This is a genomic window from Pseudomonas sp. LS44 (genome assembly GCF_024730785.1).
In the GTDB taxonomy this organism is placed as follows: domain Bacteria; phylum Pseudomonadota; class Gammaproteobacteria; order Pseudomonadales; family Pseudomonadaceae; genus Aquipseudomonas.
This window is the reverse complement of the sequence record NZ_CP102830.1, coordinates 232,298-252,435: the sequence shown is the minus strand read 5'-3', so window position 1 is coordinate 252,435 and position 20,138 is coordinate 232,298. Positions and strand designations below refer to the sequence as shown.

Below are 20,138 nucleotides of genomic sequence, written 5' to 3'. Positions count from 1 at the left end.
CCGGGCTACGCGGTTGCGAAAGCCCAGTCGCAGAGTGGATGCCGGCTATTGATGGAACACGCTTTGCGGTTTCCACCCGGCGGGTTCTCCGGTGCTTTTGTAGGTTGAGTCGCGCAGCGACGATACCCAACAGCGCGCGGCCGGCGCCGACCGGGCACCCCACAAAAATCCCAATAGACCTATCGTCAGCTTTTGCCTCGCTGCCACATAGTCTTCGCATTCGCTCCCTAGGATGACCTCGTCGCTTACCGCTGCACGAGGTTGTTCGCATGTCCGCTTCCGTTTCCGCCCCGCACCTGCAAGTGCGCGATCTGCATAAGCGTTTCGGTACCTTCGCCGCGCTCGATGGGGTGTCGCTGGACGTCGCCCAGGGCGAGCTGGTGTGTCTGCTCGGCCCGTCCGGCTGTGGCAAGACCACCCTGCTGCGCTGCATCGCCGGCCTCGAACGGCAGGACGCCGGCCAGCTGTTCAGCGCCGGCCGCGATATTTCCACGCTGCCGCCGCAGGCGCGTGACTACGGCATCCTGTTCCAGTCCTACGCGCTGTTTCCCAACCTCAGCGTGGCGCAGAACATCGGCTACGGCCTGAACAACCGCAGCCGCGACGAACAGCGTGCACGGGTCGCCGAGATGCTCGAACTGGTCGGCCTGAGCGGCAGCGAACAGAAGTATCCCGGCCAGCTCTCCGGCGGCCAGCAGCAGCGCGTCGCCCTGGCCCGCGCGCTGGCGCCGGCACCCTCGCTGCTGTTGCTCGACGAGCCGATGTCGGCACTCGATGCGCGGGTTCGCGAGCATCTGTGCGGCGAGTTGCGCCAGCTGCAGAAACGTCTGGGGATTACCACGGTGATGGTCACCCACAACCAGGACGAGGCCATGCTGATGGCCGACCGCATCGCCGTGATCAATCACGGTCGCGTCGAGCAATACGCGCGCGCCGAGGACATCTACCGGCAGCCGGCCACGCCGTTCGTCGCCGAATTCGTCGGCCAGGGCAACTGGCTGCCGTTCGAGCGCGACGGTGCCGGCCAGGCCTGCGTCGGCGGCCGCCCCATGCAGCTGGGCGATACCCGTGGCGGCATGCGTGGCCGGCTGTTCTGCCGACCCGAGGCGGTCAGCGTCAATCCCGCCGCCAACAGCGACAACCGCTTCCGCGCCCAAGTGCGCGACATCACCTTCCTGGGCAACCGCTGCCGGATGAGCTTCGAGCTGGATCATCTGCCCGGCCACGCGTTGCTCGCCGAACTGGCGCCGGAGAATCTGCCCTCCATGGCTTCGCCGGCCATCTGGGTCGCCCTGCCGCCGCGCAGCCTGCAGGTGTTCGCCTGATGAACGTGCTGCTCGGCGCCGCAACTCCGGCCGTGCCCCAGGCCAGCCGGCCTGACTGGGCCGACCGGCTATTCGTTGGTGGCGGCAAGTGGCTGCTGCTGGTGTTGCTTGGCGGCGCCGTGCTGCTGCCGCTGGCGGCGATCTTCTGGCGCGGCTTCAGCGACGCGGCGGGCCAGGGCGGTGGTCTGGCGGCGGCCAGCGAACTGTTGGGCAGCGCCAACTTCCGCTGGCTGCTCGGCAATAGCCTGACGACTGCGCTGAGCGTCTCGGCCATCGTGGTACCGCTGGCCTACGGCTTCGCCTACGCCCTGCAGCGCACGCTGATCCCGGCCAAAGGGGTGTGGCGCGGCATCTCCCTGCTACCGCTGCTGGCGCCGTCGATGCTCCCAGGCATCGCGCTGATCTACCTGTTCGGCAACCAGGGCGTGTTGCGCGGCTTGTTCGCCGACAACATCTACGGCTTCTGGGGCATCGTCCTCGGCCAGGCCATCTACACCTTTCCGCATGCGCTGATGGTCTTGCTCTCGGCGCTGGCGCTGGCCGACGCGCGGCTGTTCGACACCGCCGCGAGCATGGGCGCCTCGCCGTGGCGGCGCTTTCGCAGCATCACCTGGCCGGCCACCCGGCAGGCCGCCTTCGCCGCCTTCTGCCTGGTGTTCACCCTGTGCATCACCGACTTCGGCGTGCCGGTGGTGGTCGGCGGCGACTACCAGGTGCTGGCGCTGGAGGCCTACAAGGCGGTGGTCGGCCAGCAGCAGTTCGGCCGCGGCGCGCAGATCGGCATGCTCCTGCTGCTGCCGGCGCTGTTCAGCTTCGCGGTGGACAGCTGGCTGCGCCGCCGGCAGCGCGACGCCATGAGCGGCCGCGCGCAGGTCTTCCACCCGGCGCCGGATCGCCGTCGCGACGCCGCCTACCTGCTCCTGGTACTGCTGCTCTGCAGCGTGCTGCTGCTGGTGTTCGGCATGGCGATCTACTCCTCGCTGGTCAAGTTCTGGCCGTACAACCTCAGCCTGTCGCTCGATCACTACGCCTTCTCCGAGCTGCCCGGCGGCTGGCTGGCCTACCGCAACAGCGTGCTGCTGGCACTGTGCAGCGCACTGTTTGGCAGCCTGCTGATCTTCGCCGGCGCCTATCTGGTCGAGAAGACCCGCCAGGACTGGCTGACCCGCCTGCTGCGCCTGCTCAGCTTCGTGCCGATGGCGGTGCCCGGCCTGGTCCTCGGCCTCGGCTACGTATTCTTCTTCAACCTGCCGAGCAACCCGCTGCACGGCCTGTACGGCAGCCTCGGCCTGCTGGTGGTGTGCACCATCGCGCACTTCCTGACCACCGCACAGATGACCGCCAGCAGCGCGCTGCGCCAGCTCGACGGCGAGTTCGAGGCCGCCGCGCTGTCGCTCAAGGTGCCGCTGTGGCGGCACTTCTGGCGGGTCAGCCTGCCGCTGTGCCTACCGGCACTGCTGGACATCTGCCGCTACCTGTTCGTCTCGGCGATGACCACCGTGTCGGCGGTGATCTTCCTCTACAGCCCGGACAGCCTGCTCGCCGCCATTGCCGTGCTGAACATGGACGACGCCGGCAACGTCGGCGGTTCCGCCGCCATGTCCACCCTGATCCTGCTCACTTCTGCCGCCGTCTCGCTGCTGCTGGCCTGGGCCTCGCGCGGCGTGCTGCGCCGCGCCCAGGCCTGGCGTGCGGCGCCCGGCCACTGATCCTCTGGAGACTGCCATGCCCTACCAAACACCCACCCGTCTTGCCGCCGCGATCCTCGATTGGGCCGGTACCGTGGTCGACTTCGGCTCCTTCGCGCCGACCCGCATCTTCGTCGAGGCGTTCGCCAGCTTCGACGTCGAGATCAGCCTCGACGAGGCGCGCGGGCCGATGGGCATGGGCAAGTGGGATCACATCCGCAGCCTGTGCGACCAGCCGGCGGTGGCCGAACGCTTCCAGCGCCGTTTCGCCCGGCTGCCCAGCGATGCCGACGTCACCGCGATCTATGAACGCTTCATGCCGCTTCAAATCGCCAAGGTCGGCGAGCACTCGGCGCTGATTCCCGGCGCGCTGGATGCTGTGGCCAGGCTGCGCGAGCGCGGTCTGCAGATTGGCAGCTGCTCGGGCTATCCGAAGGTGGTGATGGACAAGGTGGTCGAGCTGGCCGCTGCCAACGGTTATCGCCCCGATCACGTGGTCGCCACTGACGAGGTGCCACGCGGCCGCCCCGGTCCGGCGCAAGCCCTGGCCAACGTCATCGCCCTCGGCCTCAGTGACGTCGCCGCCTGCGTCAAGGTCGACGACACCGAGCCGGGCATCCTCGAAGGCCGCAGCGCCGGCATGTGGACCGTGGCGCTGCGCTTCTCCGGCAACTTCCTCGGCCTCGACTGGGCGCAGTACCAGACGCTCTCGGCCGCGCAGCGTACCAGCGAGCGCGAGCGCATCGACGCGCTGTTCGCCGCCAGCCGCCCGCACTACCTGATCGACACGATCGCCGACCTGCCGCTGGTGGTCGACGCGATCAACGCCCGCTTGGCGCGCGGCGAAACCCCGCAATCCGCCTAACTCATCGCTTTGCCCAACATCGCAAAAGGAGCTTCGCCATGTTCAAACGCACCGTCCTGGCTACCAGCCTGCTCGCCGCCTGCACCTTAGCCCAGGCCAACACCGAACTGACCGTCTACACCGCCCTCGAGGTCGAGCAGCTCAAGGCCTACAAAGAAGCCTTCGAGAAAAAACACCCGGATATCGAGATCAAGTGGGTGCGCGACTCCACCGGCATCGTCACCGCCAAGCTGCTCGCCGAGAAGGATCGCCCGCAGGCCGACGTGGTCTGGGGCCTGGCCGGCTCGAGCCTGGCCGTGCTCAAACAGCAGGGCATGCTCGAAGCCTACGCGCCGGCCAACCTGGACAAGATCGGAGCTAGCTACCGCGACGCGGCCAACCCGCCGGCCTGGGTGGGCATGGACGTGTGGGCCGCGACCATCTGCTTCAACAGCGTCGAAGCGGAAAAACAGGGCCTGCCCAAGCCGACCAAATGGGAAGACCTGACCAACCCGGTGTACCAGGGCAAGATCGTTATGCCCAACCCGGCCTCGTCCGGCACCGGCTACCTCGATGTCAGCGCCTGGCTGCAGACCTTCGGCGAAGCTCAGGGCTGGGCCTACATGGACAAACTGCACAGCAACATCGGCCAGTACACCCATTCCGGCTCCAAGCCCTGCAAGCTGGCCGCCGCCGGTGAATTCCCGATCGGCATCTCCTTCGAATACCCGGCCGTGCAGCTCAGGCGCAAGGGCGCGCCGCTGGACATCGTGCTGCCCAAGGAAGGCCTGGGCTGGGAAATCGAGGCCACCGGCATCGTCAAGGGTACCGCCAAGCTGGCGGCGGCCAAGCAACTCGCCAATTTCTCCGCGAGCCGTGAAGCGATGGACCTGTACAAGACCAACTTCGCCGTGCTGGCCCAGCCGGGCATCGCCGAACGCTTCCAGGAACTGCCGGCCGACTACGAGCAGCGCCTGATCAAGAACGACTTCGCCTGGGCCTCGGAGAACCGCGACAAGGTATTGGCCGAATGGCGCAAGCGCTATGACGGCAAGTCGGAGCCGGTGGCGCAGTAGGTCTGGTTTGCAGCTTCGTAGGATGGGTGGGGCGCCGAGCCTGAGCGCAGTGATACCCATGCGGTGATTAGTGTTCCACCGCGGGTCGGTGGATGTGCTTCGCGACATCCACCCTACGCCCACTCATCTCAGCTGAGTAGGGTGGAAAACCGCGCAGCGTTTTCCACCACCGGCGCTTTAAGGATTTGCCCAAAACCCTCTCCCTAGCCCTCTCCCGTAAACGGGAGAGGGGACAAAGCGGGCGTGGCCTGCCTTAGATGGATTGGCCCGCCGCGGCCTTCGGCCATTTAGGACCGAGGGCACCCCTTTCGATCTTCACGGAGTTCTTTGTCATGCAACAATTTGATTGCGACCTGCTGATCGTCGGCGCCGGTATGCTCGGTCTCGCCCATGCCTGGGCGGCCGCCAAACGCGGCCTTAAGGTCAAGGTTTGCGAGCGCAGCCACACCCCGCTCGGCGCGTCGATCCGCAACTTCGGCCAGGCGCTGGTCACCGGCCAGGCGCCGGGGCCGATGCTCGACCTGGCGCGCCAGGCCCATGGCCTGTGGGCCGAGCTGGGCCAGGCCGCCGGGCTGGCCTTGAAGCAACAAGGCTCGCTGCTGTTTGCCCGCAGCGAAGCCGAGGAAGCGCTGCTCGAGGCGTTCTGCGCCGGCCGGGCGCGCGAGCTCGACTACCGCGTCGAGCTGCTGCGCGGCGCGCGGCTGAACCAGCTCTACGACGGCCGCTTCGAGCACCACCGTGCCGCCCTGCACGGCTGCGACGACCAGCAGCTGTACTCGCGCGAAGCGCTGCCGCAGATCATCGATTACCTGGCCCGCGAGCTGGGCGTCGACTTCCACTTCTCGACCCTGGTCCGCGATGTCGAGACCGGCTGGGCGCACACCACCGCCGGACGCTTCAGCGCGCGGCAGATCCTGGTCTGCTCCGGTCACGACTACCAGACCCTGCTGGCCGAACCACTGGCCGCCCTGCAACCGCAGGTCTGCCGCCTGCAGATGCTGCGCGCGCGCCTGCGCCAGCCGCTCGATCTACAGCATGCGCTGCTCACCGGCCTCAGTTGCGTGCACTACGGGGCGTTCGCCGACCTGCCGGAAGCTGCGGCGATCCGCGCGCAAATCCAGCGTGAGCAGCCGCAGCTGGAGACCCACGGCATCCACCTGCTGGTCAGCCCGACGCCGTATGGCGAGCTGATCATTGGCGACTCGCACGACTACGGCAGTGACGCCGCGCCGTTCAATGCCGAGGGCGTCGATCGCATCCTCATCGACCTCGCCGAGCACACCCTGGGCGGTCAGCTCGAGGTGCTCGAACGCTGGCAGGGCGTCTACGGCGCGCGCGGTCCGGCACCGTTCAGTGTGCTTAAGGCGGCCGACGGCGTGACCGCGGTGCTGATGCACACCGGCCTCGGCATGAGCGTCGGCTTGGCGCTTGGCGAGCGCACGATCGCCGCGCTGCACGGCGAGGGCGAATGGCCGCAGGCGCTGGCGGCGTGAGCGAAGGGCAGGCGCTGGCCTTGCGGGTGCGGCTGGCCGCCGAGCGGTGCGTTACGCCAAGCCGCTCGGACTAGTCGAGTAACTGCTCGGCCAGCTGCGCCACCTGCGCCTGCCGCTCGGCTTGGCCAAGCTTGGCGGCCGGGTTCAGCGACGACCATTCAGGATGGGCGCGAGCCTTGTGCAACGCCTCGGGCAGCTTGGCCTCGCGCCAGCGCTGATCTTCCGGGGTCTCCACGTGGATCGCCCCGGTCGCCGCATGTCCGCGCGCGGCCAAGGCGCCGAGCAGCTGACGCTGGCGCAGGGCGAGCAGGCGCAGCACATGGTCGTCGACGGTCAATTCGCGCTGGCCCTTGAGCTTGCCGAGCAGGCGCCCGCCGTAGTTGCGCGCGGTCTGCAGGCCGCCGCCGGCCAGCGCGCCGAGCAGCGCCGCGGCGCCGAGGGTAACGCCGCCGACCAGCAGGTCGATGCCGGCGCCGGCCGCCGCCCCCGCGGCCATGCCGCCGCCGAGGCTGACCCCCAACTGTTTCAAGGTTTCCGGATTGAACAGATCGTCACCCCAGCGCCCTTCGGCGAGCGGCAGGTCGCCGGCGCGGGCGTCGTCCTTGCGGAAGGCGTACAGGCGCAGCAGCGCCTCGACGCATTGCTGCTCGCGCTGGCGGATCGCCTGGTGCAACTCGGCGATCGCGGCCTGTTCCAGGGGCGCTTGCGCGGCGATGCTGCGCCGGCAGGCGGCGGCATCCACCAGCAATTCGGCGATCAGCCGCGCGCCGGCCTGGCGCCGTGCGGCGACCTGCGCCTCGTGATCGGCGATCAGACGTTGCAAGCGCACCCGCGCCGGCTCGATGAGCAGTGCCAGGCTCTCGTACAGACGTCGCTCGCCATCCAGCGGCGGCGCCACGGTGTCGAAACGCACCAACGCGTGCAGGCCCAGGCGGCCCAACGCCTCGCGCCATTCGCCCTCGCGCTGCTGCGGCGCGGCGCTGAAGTTGAGCACCGGCAATAGCGGCTTGCCGCAGCCGGCGAGCACCGCCAGCTCGTCGCGGTACTTGGCCAGCACCGGCTCGCGGGCATCGATCACGTACAGCCCGGCGTCGCAGGCGAGCAGCTGGCGCAGCACCTTGGCTTCCTGCTCGTAGCGCTGGCGCGCTTCGGCGCTGTCGAGGAAGCGGCTCAGCCGCGCCGGGCCGTCGAGGCATTCGCCGGGGCGTTCCAGGCGCTCGAGATAGTCGAGCAGGGCGATCGCGTCTTCCAGGCCGGGGGTGTCGTACAGCTCGAGCAGCGCCTCGCCGTCCACCGACAGCCGCGCGCCCTCGACATGCCGGGTGGTGCTCGGCCGGTGCGACACCTCGCCGAAGCCCACGTCGCGGGTCAGGGTGCGTAGCAGCGAAGTCTTGCCGACATTCGTGTGGCCGACCACGGCGAGTTTGATCGGTGTGCTCATAGCTGGCGGCCTCCCCGCCCCTCTCGACTAGGCGTCCCCCCGTAAACGGGCGAGGGGTGACGCGCGCTTGATCGGTTGTGCACAAACAGCTCCCTCTCCCATGAATGGGAGAGGGTTGGGGCGACACGCGTCAGGGAGAGGACCGGCCGTTGCTCAATCATTCGTGGTCTCCCGCAGTCGTAACCCGGATGCAATCCGGGGCCGCGGCGTTTTGAGCTTCCCGGATTGCATCCGGGCTACGCATTGCGGCGATGCGACCACAGCGGCGCAAGGGGTGAAGCGCGCCCAAGCGGTTGTGCACGAACCGCTCCCTCTCCCATTTATTGGGGGGACGCCTAGTCGAGAGGGCTGGGGAGAGGGTTGGCTGCGCTCAATCATGTCCCGTCTCCAACCAGCCCAGCGGTGAACTGTCGACATGCGCCAACTGCAACTGCTCCAGCGCAGCATGCCAGTCGCCGAGCCGCTCGCTGTCCAGCGCCTCGTTCGGCGGCGGCGCGAGCAGCCAGACCCGCGTGCTGGTCGCGCTGCGCGCCAGTTCGCCGAGCAGCGCCAGAGTGCCGCGATCCGGCGAGCGGCGTGGGTCGCAGGCGATCACCAGGCGCTTGGCGGGGAAGCGCGCGAGTTGCTCGAGCAGGCGCTGGCGCTGTTCGCGGCTGTCGAGCACCCCGGCATCGGCGACGCCCGACGGCAGCACGGGTGGCCAGGCGCGTTGCGGGTCGAGTTCGACCGCCACCAGCAGCGCGCCATCGCTCGGGCTCGGTGTGCCGCTGACGCTGCCGGCGGCATTCAGCGGTGGCGCCGGGTCGAGCACGCCGAGGCGTTCGCTGGACGGCAGCAGGCGTTCGCGCAGCAGGCTGTAGCCGGGCAGGCCGAGATCCAGACGCAGGCGCGCCTTGCCGCGCAGCCATTGCCCAGCGCAAACCAGCGCCAGCAGCAGGCGTGGCAGCAGGCCGTAGACCAGCAGCACGCCGAGCAGCCAGCTCGACCAGGCCTGACGCGCCGCGGCTTCGCCGAGCGCGCTGTCGCCACTGGCGCGAATCAGCACCTCGCTCGGCACCGCGAAACCGAGCAGGGCCGGCAGCGCGCCAAGGCCCTGGGTGAGGGCGACGAATACCTGGTCGCTGAGGATGGTGGTTTCCCAGACGAAGCCGTAGCGGCGGGTGGCGAGCAACGCAAGGAGGACCAATAGCGCGCTGAGCAGGATCAACAGCCATAAGCCGTGGACCAGGCTGCCCAGGGCCCAGCGGGCGAGTTTCTCGCGCTGCAGGGTGAGCAGCAGCGCCGGAGCCAACTGGGCCACCTGGGCGTCACGCGCCAGCTTGCCGCTCAGCCACAACCACAGGCGACCGAGCACCGCGCCGCTGTCGCCGACCAGCACGAAGCTCAGCGCCCAGCCGAATAATGTCAGCAGATGCAGGCCGAGCAGGCTGCCGAGCGCCCAGAACACGTTAACCGGGCGCTGGCCGTCACCCAAGGCGGCGAACGCCAGACCGGCGCCGCTGAGCAGGGCCACCACGCCGAGCAGCAACAGCGCCAACCGTGCGCCCTGGCGCCAGTGCTGCAGGCCGGCGAGCTGGCCGTCGCGCTCGGCGAGCAATAGCGCACGGCGTTCCAGACGTTGGCGGAAGTCGCCGCCGCCGACCACTACGTGGCGGTTGATCTCGCTGTCGTCGAGCGGCCCGGCCTGGTCTTCGCGCAGGCGGATGGTTTCGCACAGCCAGAGGCGTTCTAGCGGGGAAAGGTGCACAGCGCTCACAAGCTCTCCGGGCGTCTGATTCGGGCCTTGAGCATAGCCGCTAGGGTGTCCCGGTAACACTGCGGCGCACGCGCCAATCCTTGGAAAGGGCGTACCGCGCGGCGCGTGGCGCTAGGGTGGCGGGCATAACAACAAGAGGATTCGTCCATGCGCTACTGCCTTCTGCTGCTCCTCGCGCTGCTCGGGGTACCGGCCAGCGCCGCCGACACCCCGCCGCCGCGCGCCTCCGACTGGGGCCAGCCGGCGGTCGACCTGATGGCCGCAGTACCGCCGCGCCAGCTCGACAGTGCGGTCGGTCCACGCAGCTCCGGCTCGGCCACCTCGCGGCTGTGGATCGCCAACACCGACTTCCGCCTGCACGACGACATCGGCTTCTTCATCCGCCAGATGCTCATCGAAATGCGCCCGCTGCAGGCCGACACGCCACTGCTGCTCGACGACCCCAAGGCGATGGAGGCGCGCATCGAGGCCGGCGACATCTTCGTCGCCGACGCCACCCTGGCCACCCTGCTCAATAAGGACCTGCGCCGCGCCCAGGCGCCGGTGCGCAACCTGCGCCTGAGCACCCGCCACGACGGCCAGGAAGTCAGCGGCGAGCTGTTGCGCAAGGGCCGCTGGCGGCCACTGCGGATGCTTACCGGGATCGAGCTGGCCGGGCCGCTGAAGGTCGCTCTGGTGCCGCGGCAGATCTTCGTCGACGGCATCGACGTCACCCCGTCGCTGAGCGCCGCGTCGATCGACATGAGCGAGGTGCTCAAGCTGCAGACCCGCCACATGCAGCTGACCGGCAACCGCATCGTGGTCGACCTCGACGGCCTGTTTCCGCCGCCGCGCCTGGATTTCGCGGTGCGCACCCTGCGCCTCGCCGATGGTGGCATGGACCTGCAATTGGGCCGCGAACTCAGCACGCTGAGCTGGCCGCAACTGCGCGCGCCGGACAGTTACATGTTCATCGAGGGCGGCGACATCAAGCTGGCGCGCACCGTGCTGGTCAAGGCCTACGCGCTGTTCACCAGCCTCAGCCCGCACGAGCCGCTGCTGTTCAACCTCTACGACTACCGCCGCCAACTGCAGTACGGCGAAATCCGCCTGCGCGAGGACGGCATGGTGCATATCGCCGTGTCGCCGGTGAAGGCGCCGGCACCCCGGGAGGCCGCGCTATGAATAGGCTAGTGACAATGCTGCTCGGCATCGGCTTGCTGGGCAGCAGCCTGGCCCAGGCGGATAGCGCGATCGAGCGGCAACAACGCGAGCTGGCCCTGTTGCGCCAAGGCTGGTTCCAGCAGACCCCGCCAGCGCCCGGCCATACCGCAGTGCGAGCGGCCGGGGTGCGCGACTCCGGGCAGGACGGCGTCGGCCTGTTACTGCACAACGTCGACATGTATTTCCAGGGCGGTATCGGCTTTCACGCGCCGCAGCTCAAGGGCTGGCTGGTGCCGCTGCAGGCCGGCGCGCCGATCGACTTCGACCACCCCGAAGCGATGCGCATCGAGGTGCTCGAAGGCGAGGTGATCCTCAGCCCGCAGCAGCTGGGCAACCTGTTCAACCAGCACATCCTCGCCTACCCGGAGAGCATGTTGCGCGACTTCGTCATGCGCAGCGTCGACGGCCGCCTGCAGGTGCAAGGCGAGGTCCGTCCGCTGGGTGTCGGCCCATGGCTGCCGTTGCGCCTGGACGGCGCAGTGAGCCTGGACGAGCGCGCCGGGCTGATCGACTACCAACCCGACCAGCTCCAGGTGCTCGGCGTGCCGAGCTACGGGGCGATGAGTCTGGTCGGCCTGCAGCTCGATTCGCTGGTCGAGCTCGAGCGCCCCGGCGCGACCCTCGACGGCAACCGCATGCGCCTGGATTACCACAAGGTCTTCCCGCTGCTCGGCATCGACGGCCGGGTCGATGCCAGCTGGCTCGATGAGCAGGGTTTGCACCTGCGTTTCGCCCCGCTGCCGGGGCGCGCGCCGATGCACTTCAGTCCGCCGGCGCAGGCCGGCAATTCATATATCTGGCTGCAGTCCGGCGATGTGAAGATCTTCGAGATCCTCATCACCTATGCCCAGGTGCTGCTCAAGTCGCAAGCGGACACGCCGCTGATGTTCAGCCTCAAGGACTACCGCAAGGTGCTGGCGACCGGGCTCACCCAGGTCAACGAGGACGGCACGTTCTTCATGAGCGTGCCGCCGAGCCCGCTGGCGGTCGCCAATCGGCGTTGAACAGGACTCGGCAACGACAGCAGGCTCTAGTCGCCAACCACTGCGATCCGCCGGCGCGGCTGATATGCTGCGCCGGCTTCGTTTTCGACTTTCTGGAGACCCCATGACTGCAGCCCGACTGCCGCTGGCGATGATCGCCGCGCTGGCCGAAAACCGCGTGATCGGTATCGACAATCGCATGCCCTGGCACTTGTCCGCCGACCTCAAGCACTTCAAGGCGCTGACCCTCGGCAAGCCGATCATCATGGGCCGCAAGACCTGGGATTCACTCGGCCGACCGCTGCCCGGGCGCCTCAACCTGGTGGTCAGCCGCCAGCCGGACTTGCAACTGGACGGCGCGGAAGTGTTCGCCTCGCTGCAGGCCGCGCTCGAACGCGCCGACGCCTGGGCGCGCGAAGAAGATGCCGAGGAATTGATGCTGATCGGCGGCGCGCAGCTGTACGGCGAGGCGCTGCCATTGGCCGAACGGCTGTACCTGACCCGCGTCGGCCTGAGTCCGGCTGGCGATGCGTTCTTCCCCGAGGTGCCGGCCGGCGAATGGCACCTGGCGTCGAGCATCGAGCATGTCGCCAGCGCCGAAACCCCGGCCTATGCCTTCGAGGTCTGGGACCGGATCTAGGCGCGCGGCGTCAGCTTTGGAGGATGGGATGGGGCGCGCAGTTCGGACGCAGCGATACCAGCCTCCACTGCCCCGATTGCAATGGCTATGCACCACCTAAGTGTTGCGCATCGCTTTTGTAGGGTGGGTTAGCCGCGTAGCGGCGTAACCCACCCGCGGTACCACCCGGAACACTGGCGTCCAGCCTGGTCGGTGGGTTACGCCTACGGCTAACCCACCCGACGAATCTGCCCTGCAGATCCACAAAACCCAAGCGTCACCGGCAGCTTGCAGGCGACGCCTAACCCAAGCGCTCGCTTAAAAAGCCCAAATAGCGCGCGCGTAACGCCGCGCTTTCGTTGACCAGGTGATGACGCGCCTCAGGCAGCATCAATACCTCCGCACCGGCGAATTTGTTCGCCAGCAGCGCCAGGTTGTGCCGCCAGTCCACCGTCATGTCCGCATCGCCCTGCACGATCAGCGGCCGCCGCGCACTCGGTCGAGCCGCTTCGATCAGCGGTACCCAGCGGGCCAGGGCGCCGACCCACGCGACGGGCAGGGTCAACGGCTGCAACGGATCGCGCTGCAGAAAGGCGAGAAACTCGGGATCGTTGGAGTTGGCACTGAAGCGCCGCTCAATGCTGCTGACAAAGGGTTTCAGCAAGCGATAGCTGAGCTGCGACCAAGCCCAGGCGCGCGGCCGCACCAGCGGGGCGAGCAGAACGATCTCGCCGATCTCGTCACGCACCGCGCCGCGCAGCAAGTAGTCGATGAGAATCGCCCCACCGGTGCTCTGTCCGCACAGATGCCAGGGCGTCGGCAGGCCGAGTGCCGCGGCTTCGCCGAGCAGGCCGTGCAAGACTGCCTGGTACTCGGCGAAGTCCTGGATGCTGGCCCGTTCGCCACTGGACAGGCCGTGGCCCGGCAGGTCGCAGGCGAGCACCGCGAAACCCTGCTCGAGCGCCCAGGCGATCAGGTGGCGGTACAGGCCGACGTGGTCGTAGTAGCCATGCTGCAGCAGCAGCGTGCCGCGCGGCTGCGCCGGCCACCAGGCCTGAGCGACGATCTGGTAGCCGGCCGCCGGGAACACGCCCATGCGGCCGTGCACGCCGGCGAACTCGAGGCTGTAGAAGGCGCGGTAGGCAGCCAGCTGCGGCGCCTCGGCGGCGGCTTCGGCCAGCGGGCGCAGGTGCGCGCGCAACAGATCGGGCTGGAAACGCTCGGGCATGGACTCTGACATCGCTGAAGGGGACTGACTGACGGGCGGCTGCCGATATTCAGCTGCGCGGCGCGGCATGGCAAGCTATGCGCCCCGCTGCCGACCGATCCGCCATGTCCCCGTCCCGCCGCAAGACCCTGCTCGCCACCCTGCTCGCCGTCGTCTGGCTCGGCGGTCTGGCGCTCGCCTTCTGGTGGTACGAGGGCCGCTACCTGCGGCCGTTCGCCTCGTCGACGACGCTGTTCTCCGGTGCCGAACTGCGCCTGCCGGCGCCGCTGGCCGGGCCGGGACCGATCCGCCTGGTGCACTTCTGGGACCCGGCCTGCCCATGCAACGTCGGCAACCAGCAGCATCTCGCCGAGCTGCTGGCGCGCTTCGCGCCGCAGGGCGTGCAGTTCTACGCGGTGCAGAAGCCCGGCAGCCGCGGCCACCTGCCAGCACTGCTCGACGGCCTGCAACCCCTCGACAGCCTGCCCGGCGCCGAGCACCTGCCGGCCAGCCCGGCGGTGGCGATCTGGGACCGCGAGGGCCGCCTGGCCTACTTCGGCCCGTACAGCGAAGGCAGCACCTGCAGCTCGACGAACAGCTTCATCGAGCCGGTCCTCGAGGCCCTCAGCAGCGGTCGCCGCGTACAGGCCGACAATACCCTGGCCAGCGGCTGCTTCTGCGACTGGTAGTCGCAGCCCCTCAAGAACACCTCAGTGCCGCCGATAGCCGAACGCCCCATTCGCCTTATCAGAACGCACACCATGAACTATCCCGCTTTCAGTCTCGACCGCCATTACCGCAAGGCCGACCGCATCATGCTCGGCGTGCTCTGGCTGATGTTCCTCTATTCCCTCGGCCTGGCCGCCTGGCACGGTACCTGGGGCCAGGCGCTACTGGTCGGCGGCGGCACGCTGGCGACCCTGCACCTGCTCAACAACCTGATCCCCGGCCAGCGCCTGCTGCGCTGCTGCATCGGCGTGGCCTTCATGACCTTCTCGGCACTGCACATCAACCAGTCCGGCGGCGTCAGCGAGATGCACTTCGGCATCTTCGTGCTGCTCGCGGTGTTGGTGTACTACCGCGACTGGCTGCCGATCCTGGTCGCTGCGCTGTTCATCGCCGTCCACCACCTGGGCTTCTTCGCCCTGCAGCAGGGCGGCGTCGGCATACACGTGACCCAGGCCGGCGGCAGCTGGCCGATCATCTTCCTGCATGCCTTCTACGTGGTGCTGGAAACCGCGATCCTCATCTACCTGGCGATCCAGGCCCATGCCGAAGCGCTCGAGGCGGAAGGCCTGCTGCACACGGTCAGCCAGCTGGGCGACGACGACAGCGTCGACCTGCGCCAGCGCGGCGCCGGCAAGGGCCCGGTGACCAGCCGCTTCAACCGCTTCATCGAACGCCTCGACACCCTGGTCGGCGTGGTGCGGCGCGACACCCTCGGCCTCAACGACCTCGGCCAGCACCTCACCGAAGCCACCCGCCAGCTGCGCGAAGGCGCACGCCGGCAGCTCGACGAGACCGCCTACATGACCGGCGCCATGCAGCAGATGGGCGGCGCCATCGACGAGGTGGCGCGCCACGCCGACCAGGCCGCGCGCACTGCGCGCCAGGTCAACGACGAGGCGCGTGACGGCAGCAGCACGGTACAGGACGGACTCGACGAAATCGCCCGGCTGGCCGCGCAGATCGATGCCAGCGACCGCCAGGTGCAGGCGCTGGCCGAGCAGGCCGAGCAGATCGGTCGGGTCATGGCGGTGATCCGCAGCATCGCCGAGCAGACCAACCTGCTGGCACTCAACGCCGCCATCGAGGCAGCGCGCGCCGGCGAGGCCGGGCGCGGCTTCGCGGTGGTCGCCGACGAGGTGCGCAACCTGGCGCAGAAGACCGCCACGTCCACCGAGGAAATCCGCGAGATCATCGGCCGCCTGCAGCAGGGCAGCCGCAATGCCGCGAGCGCCATGCAGGGCAGTCGCGACAGCGTCGACCAGTGTGTGGCCGGCAGTCAGGGCACCGCCGAGCTGCTCAACCGCATGGCCGACGGCATCGAGAGCATCAGCCAGATGAACCAGCTGATCGCCGCCGCCACCCACCAGCAGAGCGCAGTGAGCGGCGAGATCGGCGAACACCTGCGGGGCGTGCAGCAGGTCGCTGAACGCAACGACCGCGACGCCGCGGAGCTGGAACGCGACAGCGACACGTTGCGCAGCCTGGCACGGCGTCTCGGCGGGCTGGTCGAGCGCTTCCAGGTCAGCCCCTGACCAGAGCCGCGAAAGCCGTCTAGAATGCTTCGGCGATCCATGAAGGATCCTCTCGTCATCAAGGAGTAACCATGTTCAAGCGCTCTTCCCTCGCCCTGCTTGCCTTCGTCAGCCTGCCACTGCTGGCCGCCGAGCAACCCAGCACCAAACAGGTGATGAAAGACCACAAGGCCGCGATCCAGAACCAGATCGCCGACATCGACTACAAGCGCAAGCAGATCACCGAGGCCGGCATGCAGCTCAATGGCGCGGAAGGCGAGAAGTTCTGGCCGATTTACAACAGCTACCGCACCGAGGCCGACAAGCTGAGCAAGGAAGCCATCACCCTGGTGCTCGACTACGCCAAGTCCTACAACAGCAACACGGTCGACGACGCCACCGCCGCCAAGCTGCAGGAGCGTCTGTTCGATCTGCAGGAGGACAAGCTCGAGCTCAAGGAGAAGTACGCCAAGCGCGTCGCCAAGGAAGTCTCGCCGCTGCGCTCGCTGCGTTTCGTGCAGATCGAAGATCAGCTCGACGCCATCAGCCTGCTCGCCAATACCCGCGACATCCCGCTGGCCGAGTAATCGGCCGCCTGCCCCTCCCGCCGGGAGCGGGCAGGCACCTCAGCCGCACAAACGCGCGCGCTGCTGCTCCGGCGTCTCGCCATACCAGCGGCGGAACGCCCGGTAGAAAGGCGACAGCTCGGCGAAGCCACAGGCTCGCGCCACCTCGCGAATCGACGCCCCAGCGCGCAGCAATTCTTGCGCGCGACTCTGTCGCACGGTTTCACGCAATGCCCGCAGGCTGGTGCCCTGCTCGGCCAGGGCGCGCTGCAAGGCGCTGACCGACCAACCGAGCTCCGCCGCACAGGCCGCCAACGTGCAATCCCCAGCGCCCAGGCGCACGCCGAGCAGATAGCGCAGGCGATTGAGCAACTGATTCTCCACCAACCCACCGAGCTGGCCCTGCGCATGCGCGCTGAGCAGCGCATGCAGGTCCGGGTTGGCGGTGCGTGACGGGCGCTGCAACAGCGCGGCAGGAAACAGCAGCGCGTCGTGCTCCTGACCGAATTCAGGGAGCAGGCCGAACAGCCGGCGGTGTTCCTTGAGCTGGCGCGGCTGGGCGTGGCGGAAATGCAGGCCGCTGAGCTGGAATTCGTTGTCGCTGACCAGCGCCAGCAGCTTGAGGATCAACTGCGCCAGGCACTCCATCTGCTGGCGCAGCGAGGCGACGCCGAGGTAGTTGAGGTCGATCACCAGGCGCGCCTGCTCGCCGTCGACCTGCAGCTGGGCGACGAAGCCGCCGGAGAGGATGTGCTGGAAGCGCACGAAACTCTCCAGCGCCTCGCGCAGGTCACGGCTGGCCAGCAGCAGGTAACCGACCACATCGAGCAGGCGCGGCTTCATCGCTTCGCCCAGATGCAGACCGATATCCGCATCGCCGGTGATCTCCGGCAGGGCCTGCCAGAACAACGGCGCATTGTCGTGTTCGAGGCGCTCGTGCAGCGGCGGCACGGCCAGGCGCCGGTGTTGATAGATGCGCCGGTAGATATCCGTAGGGTCCAGACCCAGCTCGGCGAGCGCCTCGTAGAGCAGGCGGCGCAGGGTCGCCGAGTGGGTCAGCGGCGAGTCGCCGGGGCTGTTCGAATCGACTGGCAGGGACATGCGGGCTCCAGAGAATTGACCGAAGATTTGCAGCCTTGAGGTATTCAGTCAATGCCGGGCGGCGGACGACTGCGGACAATCGGGTCACTACAAGAACGAAACACGGAGTTGTCGCCCCATGAAACGCAGCCTGACCGTCCTCGCCATCGCCGTTGCCGCGGTGGCCGCCGGTGCCACCTGGTACGTGCACAGCAAGCAACCGCAGCGCAGCGGCGAACTGGCCATCGCCCACCTGCAGGCGCCGGTCAGCGTGCGCTACGACGAGCGCGGCGTGCCGCATATCCAGGCGCAGAACGAGGCCGACATGTACCGCGCGCTCGGCTACGTGCAGGCTCAGGACCGCCTGTTCCAGATGGAAATGCTGCGCCGCCTGGCGCGCGGCGAGCTGGCCGAAGTGCTCGGCGCCAAGCTGGTCGACACCGACCGGCTGTTCCGCACCCTGGGCATCCGCGAGCACGCCGACCGCTTCGCCAAGACCCTCGACGCCCAATCCCCGGCGCTGCAGGCGCTGCAGGCCTACCTCGACGGCATCAACCAGTACCAGGACAGCCGCCCGGCGCCGGTCGAGTTCGACCTGCTGGGCATCCACAAGCGCCCGTTCACTGTCGAGGACACCGTCAGCGTCGCCGGCTACATGGCCTACAGCTTCGCCGCCGCGTTCCGCACCGAGCCGGTGCTGACCTACATCCGCGACCAGCTCGGTGCCGACTACCTGAAGGACTTCGACCTCGACTGGCACCCGGACGGGGTGATCGGCGCGCCGACGCTAGCCGCCGGCGACTGGCAGGACCTCAACACGCTGGCCAGCCTCAGCCAGCGGGCACTGGTCGACGCCGGCCTGCCGCAGTTCGAGGGCAGCAACGCCTGGGCCGTGGCCGGCAGCCACACCAAGAGCGGCAAGCCGCTGCTCGCCGGCGACCCGCACATCCGCTTCGCCGTGCCGGCGGTGTGGTACGAGGCGCAGCTGAGCGCGCCGGGCTTCGAGGTGTACGGCCACCATCAGGCGCTGAATCCCTACGCCTCGCTCGGTCACAACCCGCAGTTCGCCTGGAGCCTGACCATGTTCCAGAACGACGATCTGGACCTGATCGCCGAGAAGGTCAACCCGGACAACCCCAACCAGGTGTCGATCAACGGCCAGTGGGTCGACCTGCAAAGTCGCGAAGAGACCATCCAGGTCAAGGATGGCGAGCCGGTCAAGCTGACCCTGCGCCGCTCGCCGCACGGCCCGATCATCAACGACGCGCTCGGCGCCAGCGCCGGCAAGACGCCGATCGCCATGTGGTGGGCGTTCCTCGAGACCGAGAACCCGATCCTCGACGCCTTCTACCAACTGAATCGCGCCGACACCCTGAGCAAGGCCCGCGACGCCACGGCGAAGATCCACGCGCCGGGCCTCAACATCGTCTGGGCCAACGCCGCCGGCGACATCGGCTGGTGGGCCGCGGCCAAACTGCCGCAGCGCCCGGCCGGGGTGAACCCGAGTTTCATCCTCGACGGCAGCAGCCACGAGGCCGACAAGCCGGGCTTCCTGCCGTTCAGCGCCAACCCGCAGGAAGAAAACCCCGCGCGCGGCTACATCGTCTCGGCCAACTACCAGCCGCTGTCGCCGACCGGCGTGGCGATCCCCGGTTACTACAACCTGGCCGACCGTGGTCAGCGCCTCAACGAGCGCCTGGCGCAGCGCGACGTGAAGTGGGACCTGCAGAACAGCCAGGCACTGCAACTGGAAACCGCCACTGGCTACCCACAGCGCCTGCTCCAGCCGCTGCTCGCCGACCTGCGCGCCGCAGCGGCGGACGATGCCGAGCGCGCGCTGGTCGAACAGCTGGCCGGCTGGGACGGCGACCATCAGCTCGACTCGCGGGCCGCTACGCTGTTCAACCAGCTGACCTTCCAGCTGGCCTATGCGGCGACCCACGACGAGCTGGGCGATCAGTTCTTCGACAACCTGCTGTACACCCGCGTGCTCGATACCCTGCTGCCGCGCCTGGCCGCCAACCCCGCGTCGCCGTGGTGGGACGAGCGCAGCACGCCGACCAAGGAAGGCCGTGCCGAGACGGTGAAAAAGGCCTGGCAGTCGAGCCTCGCCCATCTGCGCAGCACGCTCGATAACGACCCAGCGCAGTGGCAGTGGAGCAGCGCGCATAGCCTGACCCACGGCCACCCGCTGGGCCAGCAGAAGCCTTTGGACAAGCTGTTCAACGTCGGCCCGTTCGCCGCGCCGGGCGGTCACGAGGTGCCCAACAACCTGTCGCACCGCGTCGGGCCGGCGCCTTGGCAAGTGGTGTATGGCCCATCGACGCGGCGCCTGATCGACCTCGCCGACGCCACCCACAGCCTCGGCATCAACCCGGTCGGGCAGAGCGGCGTGCCGTTCGACGCGCACTACCAGGACCAGGCCGAGGCCTACATCCAGGGCCAGTACCTGCCGCAGCACTACAGCGAGGAAGACGTGAAGGCCAACACCAAGGCCACCTTGCACCTGGTGCCGGTGCGCTAAGCGTTATCGGTAGGTGGTAGGTGGTAGGTGGGTTGAGTACAGCGCTCCCCCGATACCACGCGTGTCATGCGCGTGGGTATCGCTGCGCTCAGG

The 20,138-nt window shown here is 68.3% G+C and carries 16 protein-coding genes; 12 read left to right on the top strand and 4 right to left on the bottom strand.

Annotated elements, in window-relative coordinates; all coding sequences use genetic code 11:
- Positions 1–269 precede the first annotated feature (269 nt).
- The 5 genes from NVV93_RS01160 (at position 270) to NVV93_RS01140 (ending at position 6,426) form a co-directional block, all read left to right on the top strand.
- On the top strand, positions 270–1,325 hold the full coding sequence (locus tag NVV93_RS01160; protein WP_258252637.1) for a putative 2-aminoethylphosphonate ABC transporter ATP-binding protein: 1,056 nt from the start codon (positions 270–272) through the stop codon (positions 1,323–1,325).
- A complete protein-coding gene (locus tag NVV93_RS01155) occupies positions 1,325–3,034 on the top strand; it encodes a putative 2-aminoethylphosphonate ABC transporter permease subunit (RefSeq protein ID WP_258252636.1) in 1,710 nt (569 codons plus the stop codon). Before NVV93_RS01160 ends, NVV93_RS01155 begins: the two co-directional genes overlap by 1 nt.
- A 16-nt stretch (positions 3,035–3,050) precedes the next feature.
- Positions 3,051–3,878 (top strand): phosphonoacetaldehyde hydrolase, encoded by an 828-nt coding sequence (gene phnX, locus NVV93_RS01150; RefSeq protein WP_258252635.1) that lies wholly within the window; start codon positions 3,051–3,053, stop codon positions 3,876–3,878.
- A 38-nt stretch (positions 3,879–3,916) separates the two neighbouring features.
- Positions 3,917–4,933: a putative 2-aminoethylphosphonate ABC transporter substrate-binding protein gene (locus NVV93_RS01145; RefSeq protein WP_258252634.1), complete on the top strand. Its 1,017-nt coding sequence runs from the start codon at positions 3,917–3,919 to the stop codon at positions 4,931–4,933.
- 332 nt (positions 4,934–5,265) lie between these two features.
- Complete coding sequence (locus NVV93_RS01140) at positions 5,266–6,426, top strand: TIGR03364 family FAD-dependent oxidoreductase (protein WP_258252633.1); 1,161 nt, start codon at positions 5,266–5,268, stop codon at positions 6,424–6,426.
- A gap of 70 nt (positions 6,427–6,496) precedes the next feature.
- Here the strand turns inward: NVV93_RS01140 and NVV93_RS01135 are convergent, their stop codons facing one another.
- The gene (locus NVV93_RS01135; RefSeq protein WP_258252632.1) at positions 6,497–7,867 is read right to left on the bottom strand and encodes a GTPase/DUF3482 domain-containing protein; all 1,371 of its coding nucleotides are present in this window, start codon (positions 7,865–7,867) and stop codon (positions 6,497–6,499) included.
- 370 nt (positions 7,868–8,237) lie between these two features.
- Entirely contained in the window at positions 8,238–9,614 is a 1,377-nt protein-coding gene (locus NVV93_RS01130; RefSeq protein ID WP_258254438.1) for a DUF2868 domain-containing protein, read from the bottom strand.
- 156 nt (positions 9,615–9,770) lie between these two features.
- Here NVV93_RS01130 and NVV93_RS01125 point away from each other — a divergent pair, with 156 nt between their 5' ends.
- The 3 genes from NVV93_RS01125 (at position 9,771) to NVV93_RS01115 (ending at position 12,449) form a co-directional block, all read left to right on the top strand.
- Entirely contained in the window at positions 9,771–10,787 is a 1,017-nt protein-coding gene (locus NVV93_RS01125; RefSeq protein ID WP_258252631.1) for a hypothetical protein, read from the top strand.
- Positions 10,784–11,830: a hypothetical protein gene (locus NVV93_RS01120; RefSeq protein ID WP_258252630.1), complete on the top strand. Its 1,047-nt coding sequence runs from the start codon at positions 10,784–10,786 to the stop codon at positions 11,828–11,830. Before NVV93_RS01125 ends, NVV93_RS01120 begins: the two co-directional genes overlap by 4 nt.
- A gap of 103 nt (positions 11,831–11,933) precedes the next feature.
- Entirely contained in the window at positions 11,934–12,449 is a 516-nt protein-coding gene (locus NVV93_RS01115) for a dihydrofolate reductase (protein ID WP_258252629.1), read from the top strand.
- Positions 12,450–12,729: 280 nt separating this feature from the next.
- On the opposite strand, the gene NVV93_RS01110 is transcribed toward NVV93_RS01115, so the two are convergent.
- Entirely contained in the window at positions 12,730–13,656 is a 927-nt protein-coding gene (locus tag NVV93_RS01110; RefSeq protein ID WP_258252628.1) for an alpha/beta hydrolase, read from the bottom strand.
- A gap of 104 nt (positions 13,657–13,760) precedes the next feature.
- Between NVV93_RS01110 and NVV93_RS01105 the strand changes: the two genes are divergently transcribed.
- The 3 genes from NVV93_RS01105 to NVV93_RS01095 all read left to right on the top strand — a co-directional run bounded on the left by NVV93_RS01105 (position 13,761) and on the right by NVV93_RS01095 (position 16,462).
- Complete coding sequence (locus NVV93_RS01105; protein ID WP_258252627.1) at positions 13,761–14,324, top strand: DUF6436 domain-containing protein; 564 nt, start codon at positions 13,761–13,763, stop codon at positions 14,322–14,324.
- Positions 14,325–14,396: 72 nt separating this feature from the next.
- The gene (locus tag NVV93_RS01100) at positions 14,397–15,896 is read left to right on the top strand and encodes a methyl-accepting chemotaxis protein (RefSeq protein ID WP_258252626.1); all 1,500 of its coding nucleotides are present in this window, start codon (positions 14,397–14,399) and stop codon (positions 15,894–15,896) included.
- A gap of 71 nt (positions 15,897–15,967) precedes the next feature.
- Complete coding sequence (locus tag NVV93_RS01095; RefSeq protein ID WP_258252625.1) at positions 15,968–16,462, top strand: transcriptional regulator; 495 nt, start codon at positions 15,968–15,970, stop codon at positions 16,460–16,462.
- A gap of 39 nt (positions 16,463–16,501) precedes the next feature.
- On the opposite strand, the gene NVV93_RS01090 is transcribed toward NVV93_RS01095, so the two are convergent.
- Positions 16,502–17,542: an AraC family transcriptional regulator gene (locus NVV93_RS01090; protein WP_258252624.1), complete on the bottom strand. Its 1,041-nt coding sequence runs from the start codon at positions 17,540–17,542 to the stop codon at positions 16,502–16,504.
- A gap of 118 nt (positions 17,543–17,660) precedes the next feature.
- Between NVV93_RS01090 and NVV93_RS01085 the strand changes: the two genes are divergently transcribed.
- Entirely contained in the window at positions 17,661–20,045 is a 2,385-nt protein-coding gene (locus NVV93_RS01085) for a penicillin acylase family protein (RefSeq protein WP_258252623.1), read from the top strand.
- Positions 20,046–20,138 lie beyond the last annotated feature (93 nt).

Excerpts from the sequence above, each read along its gene's own strand:
- NVV93_RS01125 (WP_258252631.1), top strand. The coding sequence starts at position 9,771 with ATGCGCTACTGCCTTCTGCTGCTCCTCGCGCTGCTCGGGGTACCGGCC.
- NVV93_RS01090 (WP_258252624.1), bottom strand. The coding sequence starts at position 17,542 with ATGTCCCTGCCAGTCGATTCGAACAGCCCCGGCGACTCGCCGCTGACC.
- NVV93_RS01155 (WP_258252636.1), top strand. The coding sequence starts at position 1,325 with ATGAACGTGCTGCTCGGCGCCGCAACTCCGGCCGTGCCCCAGGCCAGC.
- NVV93_RS01100 (WP_258252626.1), top strand. The coding sequence starts at position 14,397 with ATGAACTATCCCGCTTTCAGTCTCGACCGCCATTACCGCAAGGCCGAC.
- NVV93_RS01120 (WP_258252630.1), top strand. The coding sequence starts at position 10,784 with ATGAATAGGCTAGTGACAATGCTGCTCGGCATCGGCTTGCTGGGCAGC.
- NVV93_RS01105 (WP_258252627.1), top strand. The coding sequence starts at position 13,761 with ATGTCCCCGTCCCGCCGCAAGACCCTGCTCGCCACCCTGCTCGCCGTC.
- NVV93_RS01160 (WP_258252637.1), top strand. The coding sequence starts at position 270 with ATGTCCGCTTCCGTTTCCGCCCCGCACCTGCAAGTGCGCGATCTGCAT.
- phnX (WP_258252635.1), top strand. The coding sequence starts at position 3,051 with ATGCCCTACCAAACACCCACCCGTCTTGCCGCCGCGATCCTCGATTGG.
- NVV93_RS01115 (WP_258252629.1), top strand. The coding sequence starts at position 11,934 with ATGACTGCAGCCCGACTGCCGCTGGCGATGATCGCCGCGCTGGCCGAA.
- NVV93_RS01085 (WP_258252623.1), top strand. The coding sequence starts at position 17,661 with ATGAAACGCAGCCTGACCGTCCTCGCCATCGCCGTTGCCGCGGTGGCC.
- NVV93_RS01110 (WP_258252628.1), bottom strand. The coding sequence starts at position 13,656 with ATGCCCGAGCGTTTCCAGCCCGATCTGTTGCGCGCGCACCTGCGCCCG.
- NVV93_RS01145 (WP_258252634.1), top strand. The coding sequence starts at position 3,917 with ATGTTCAAACGCACCGTCCTGGCTACCAGCCTGCTCGCCGCCTGCACC.
- NVV93_RS01095 (WP_258252625.1), top strand. The coding sequence starts at position 15,968 with ATGTTCAAGCGCTCTTCCCTCGCCCTGCTTGCCTTCGTCAGCCTGCCA.
- NVV93_RS01135 (WP_258252632.1), bottom strand. The coding sequence starts at position 7,867 with ATGAGCACACCGATCAAACTCGCCGTGGTCGGCCACACGAATGTCGGC.
- NVV93_RS01140 (WP_258252633.1), top strand. The coding sequence starts at position 5,266 with ATGCAACAATTTGATTGCGACCTGCTGATCGTCGGCGCCGGTATGCTC.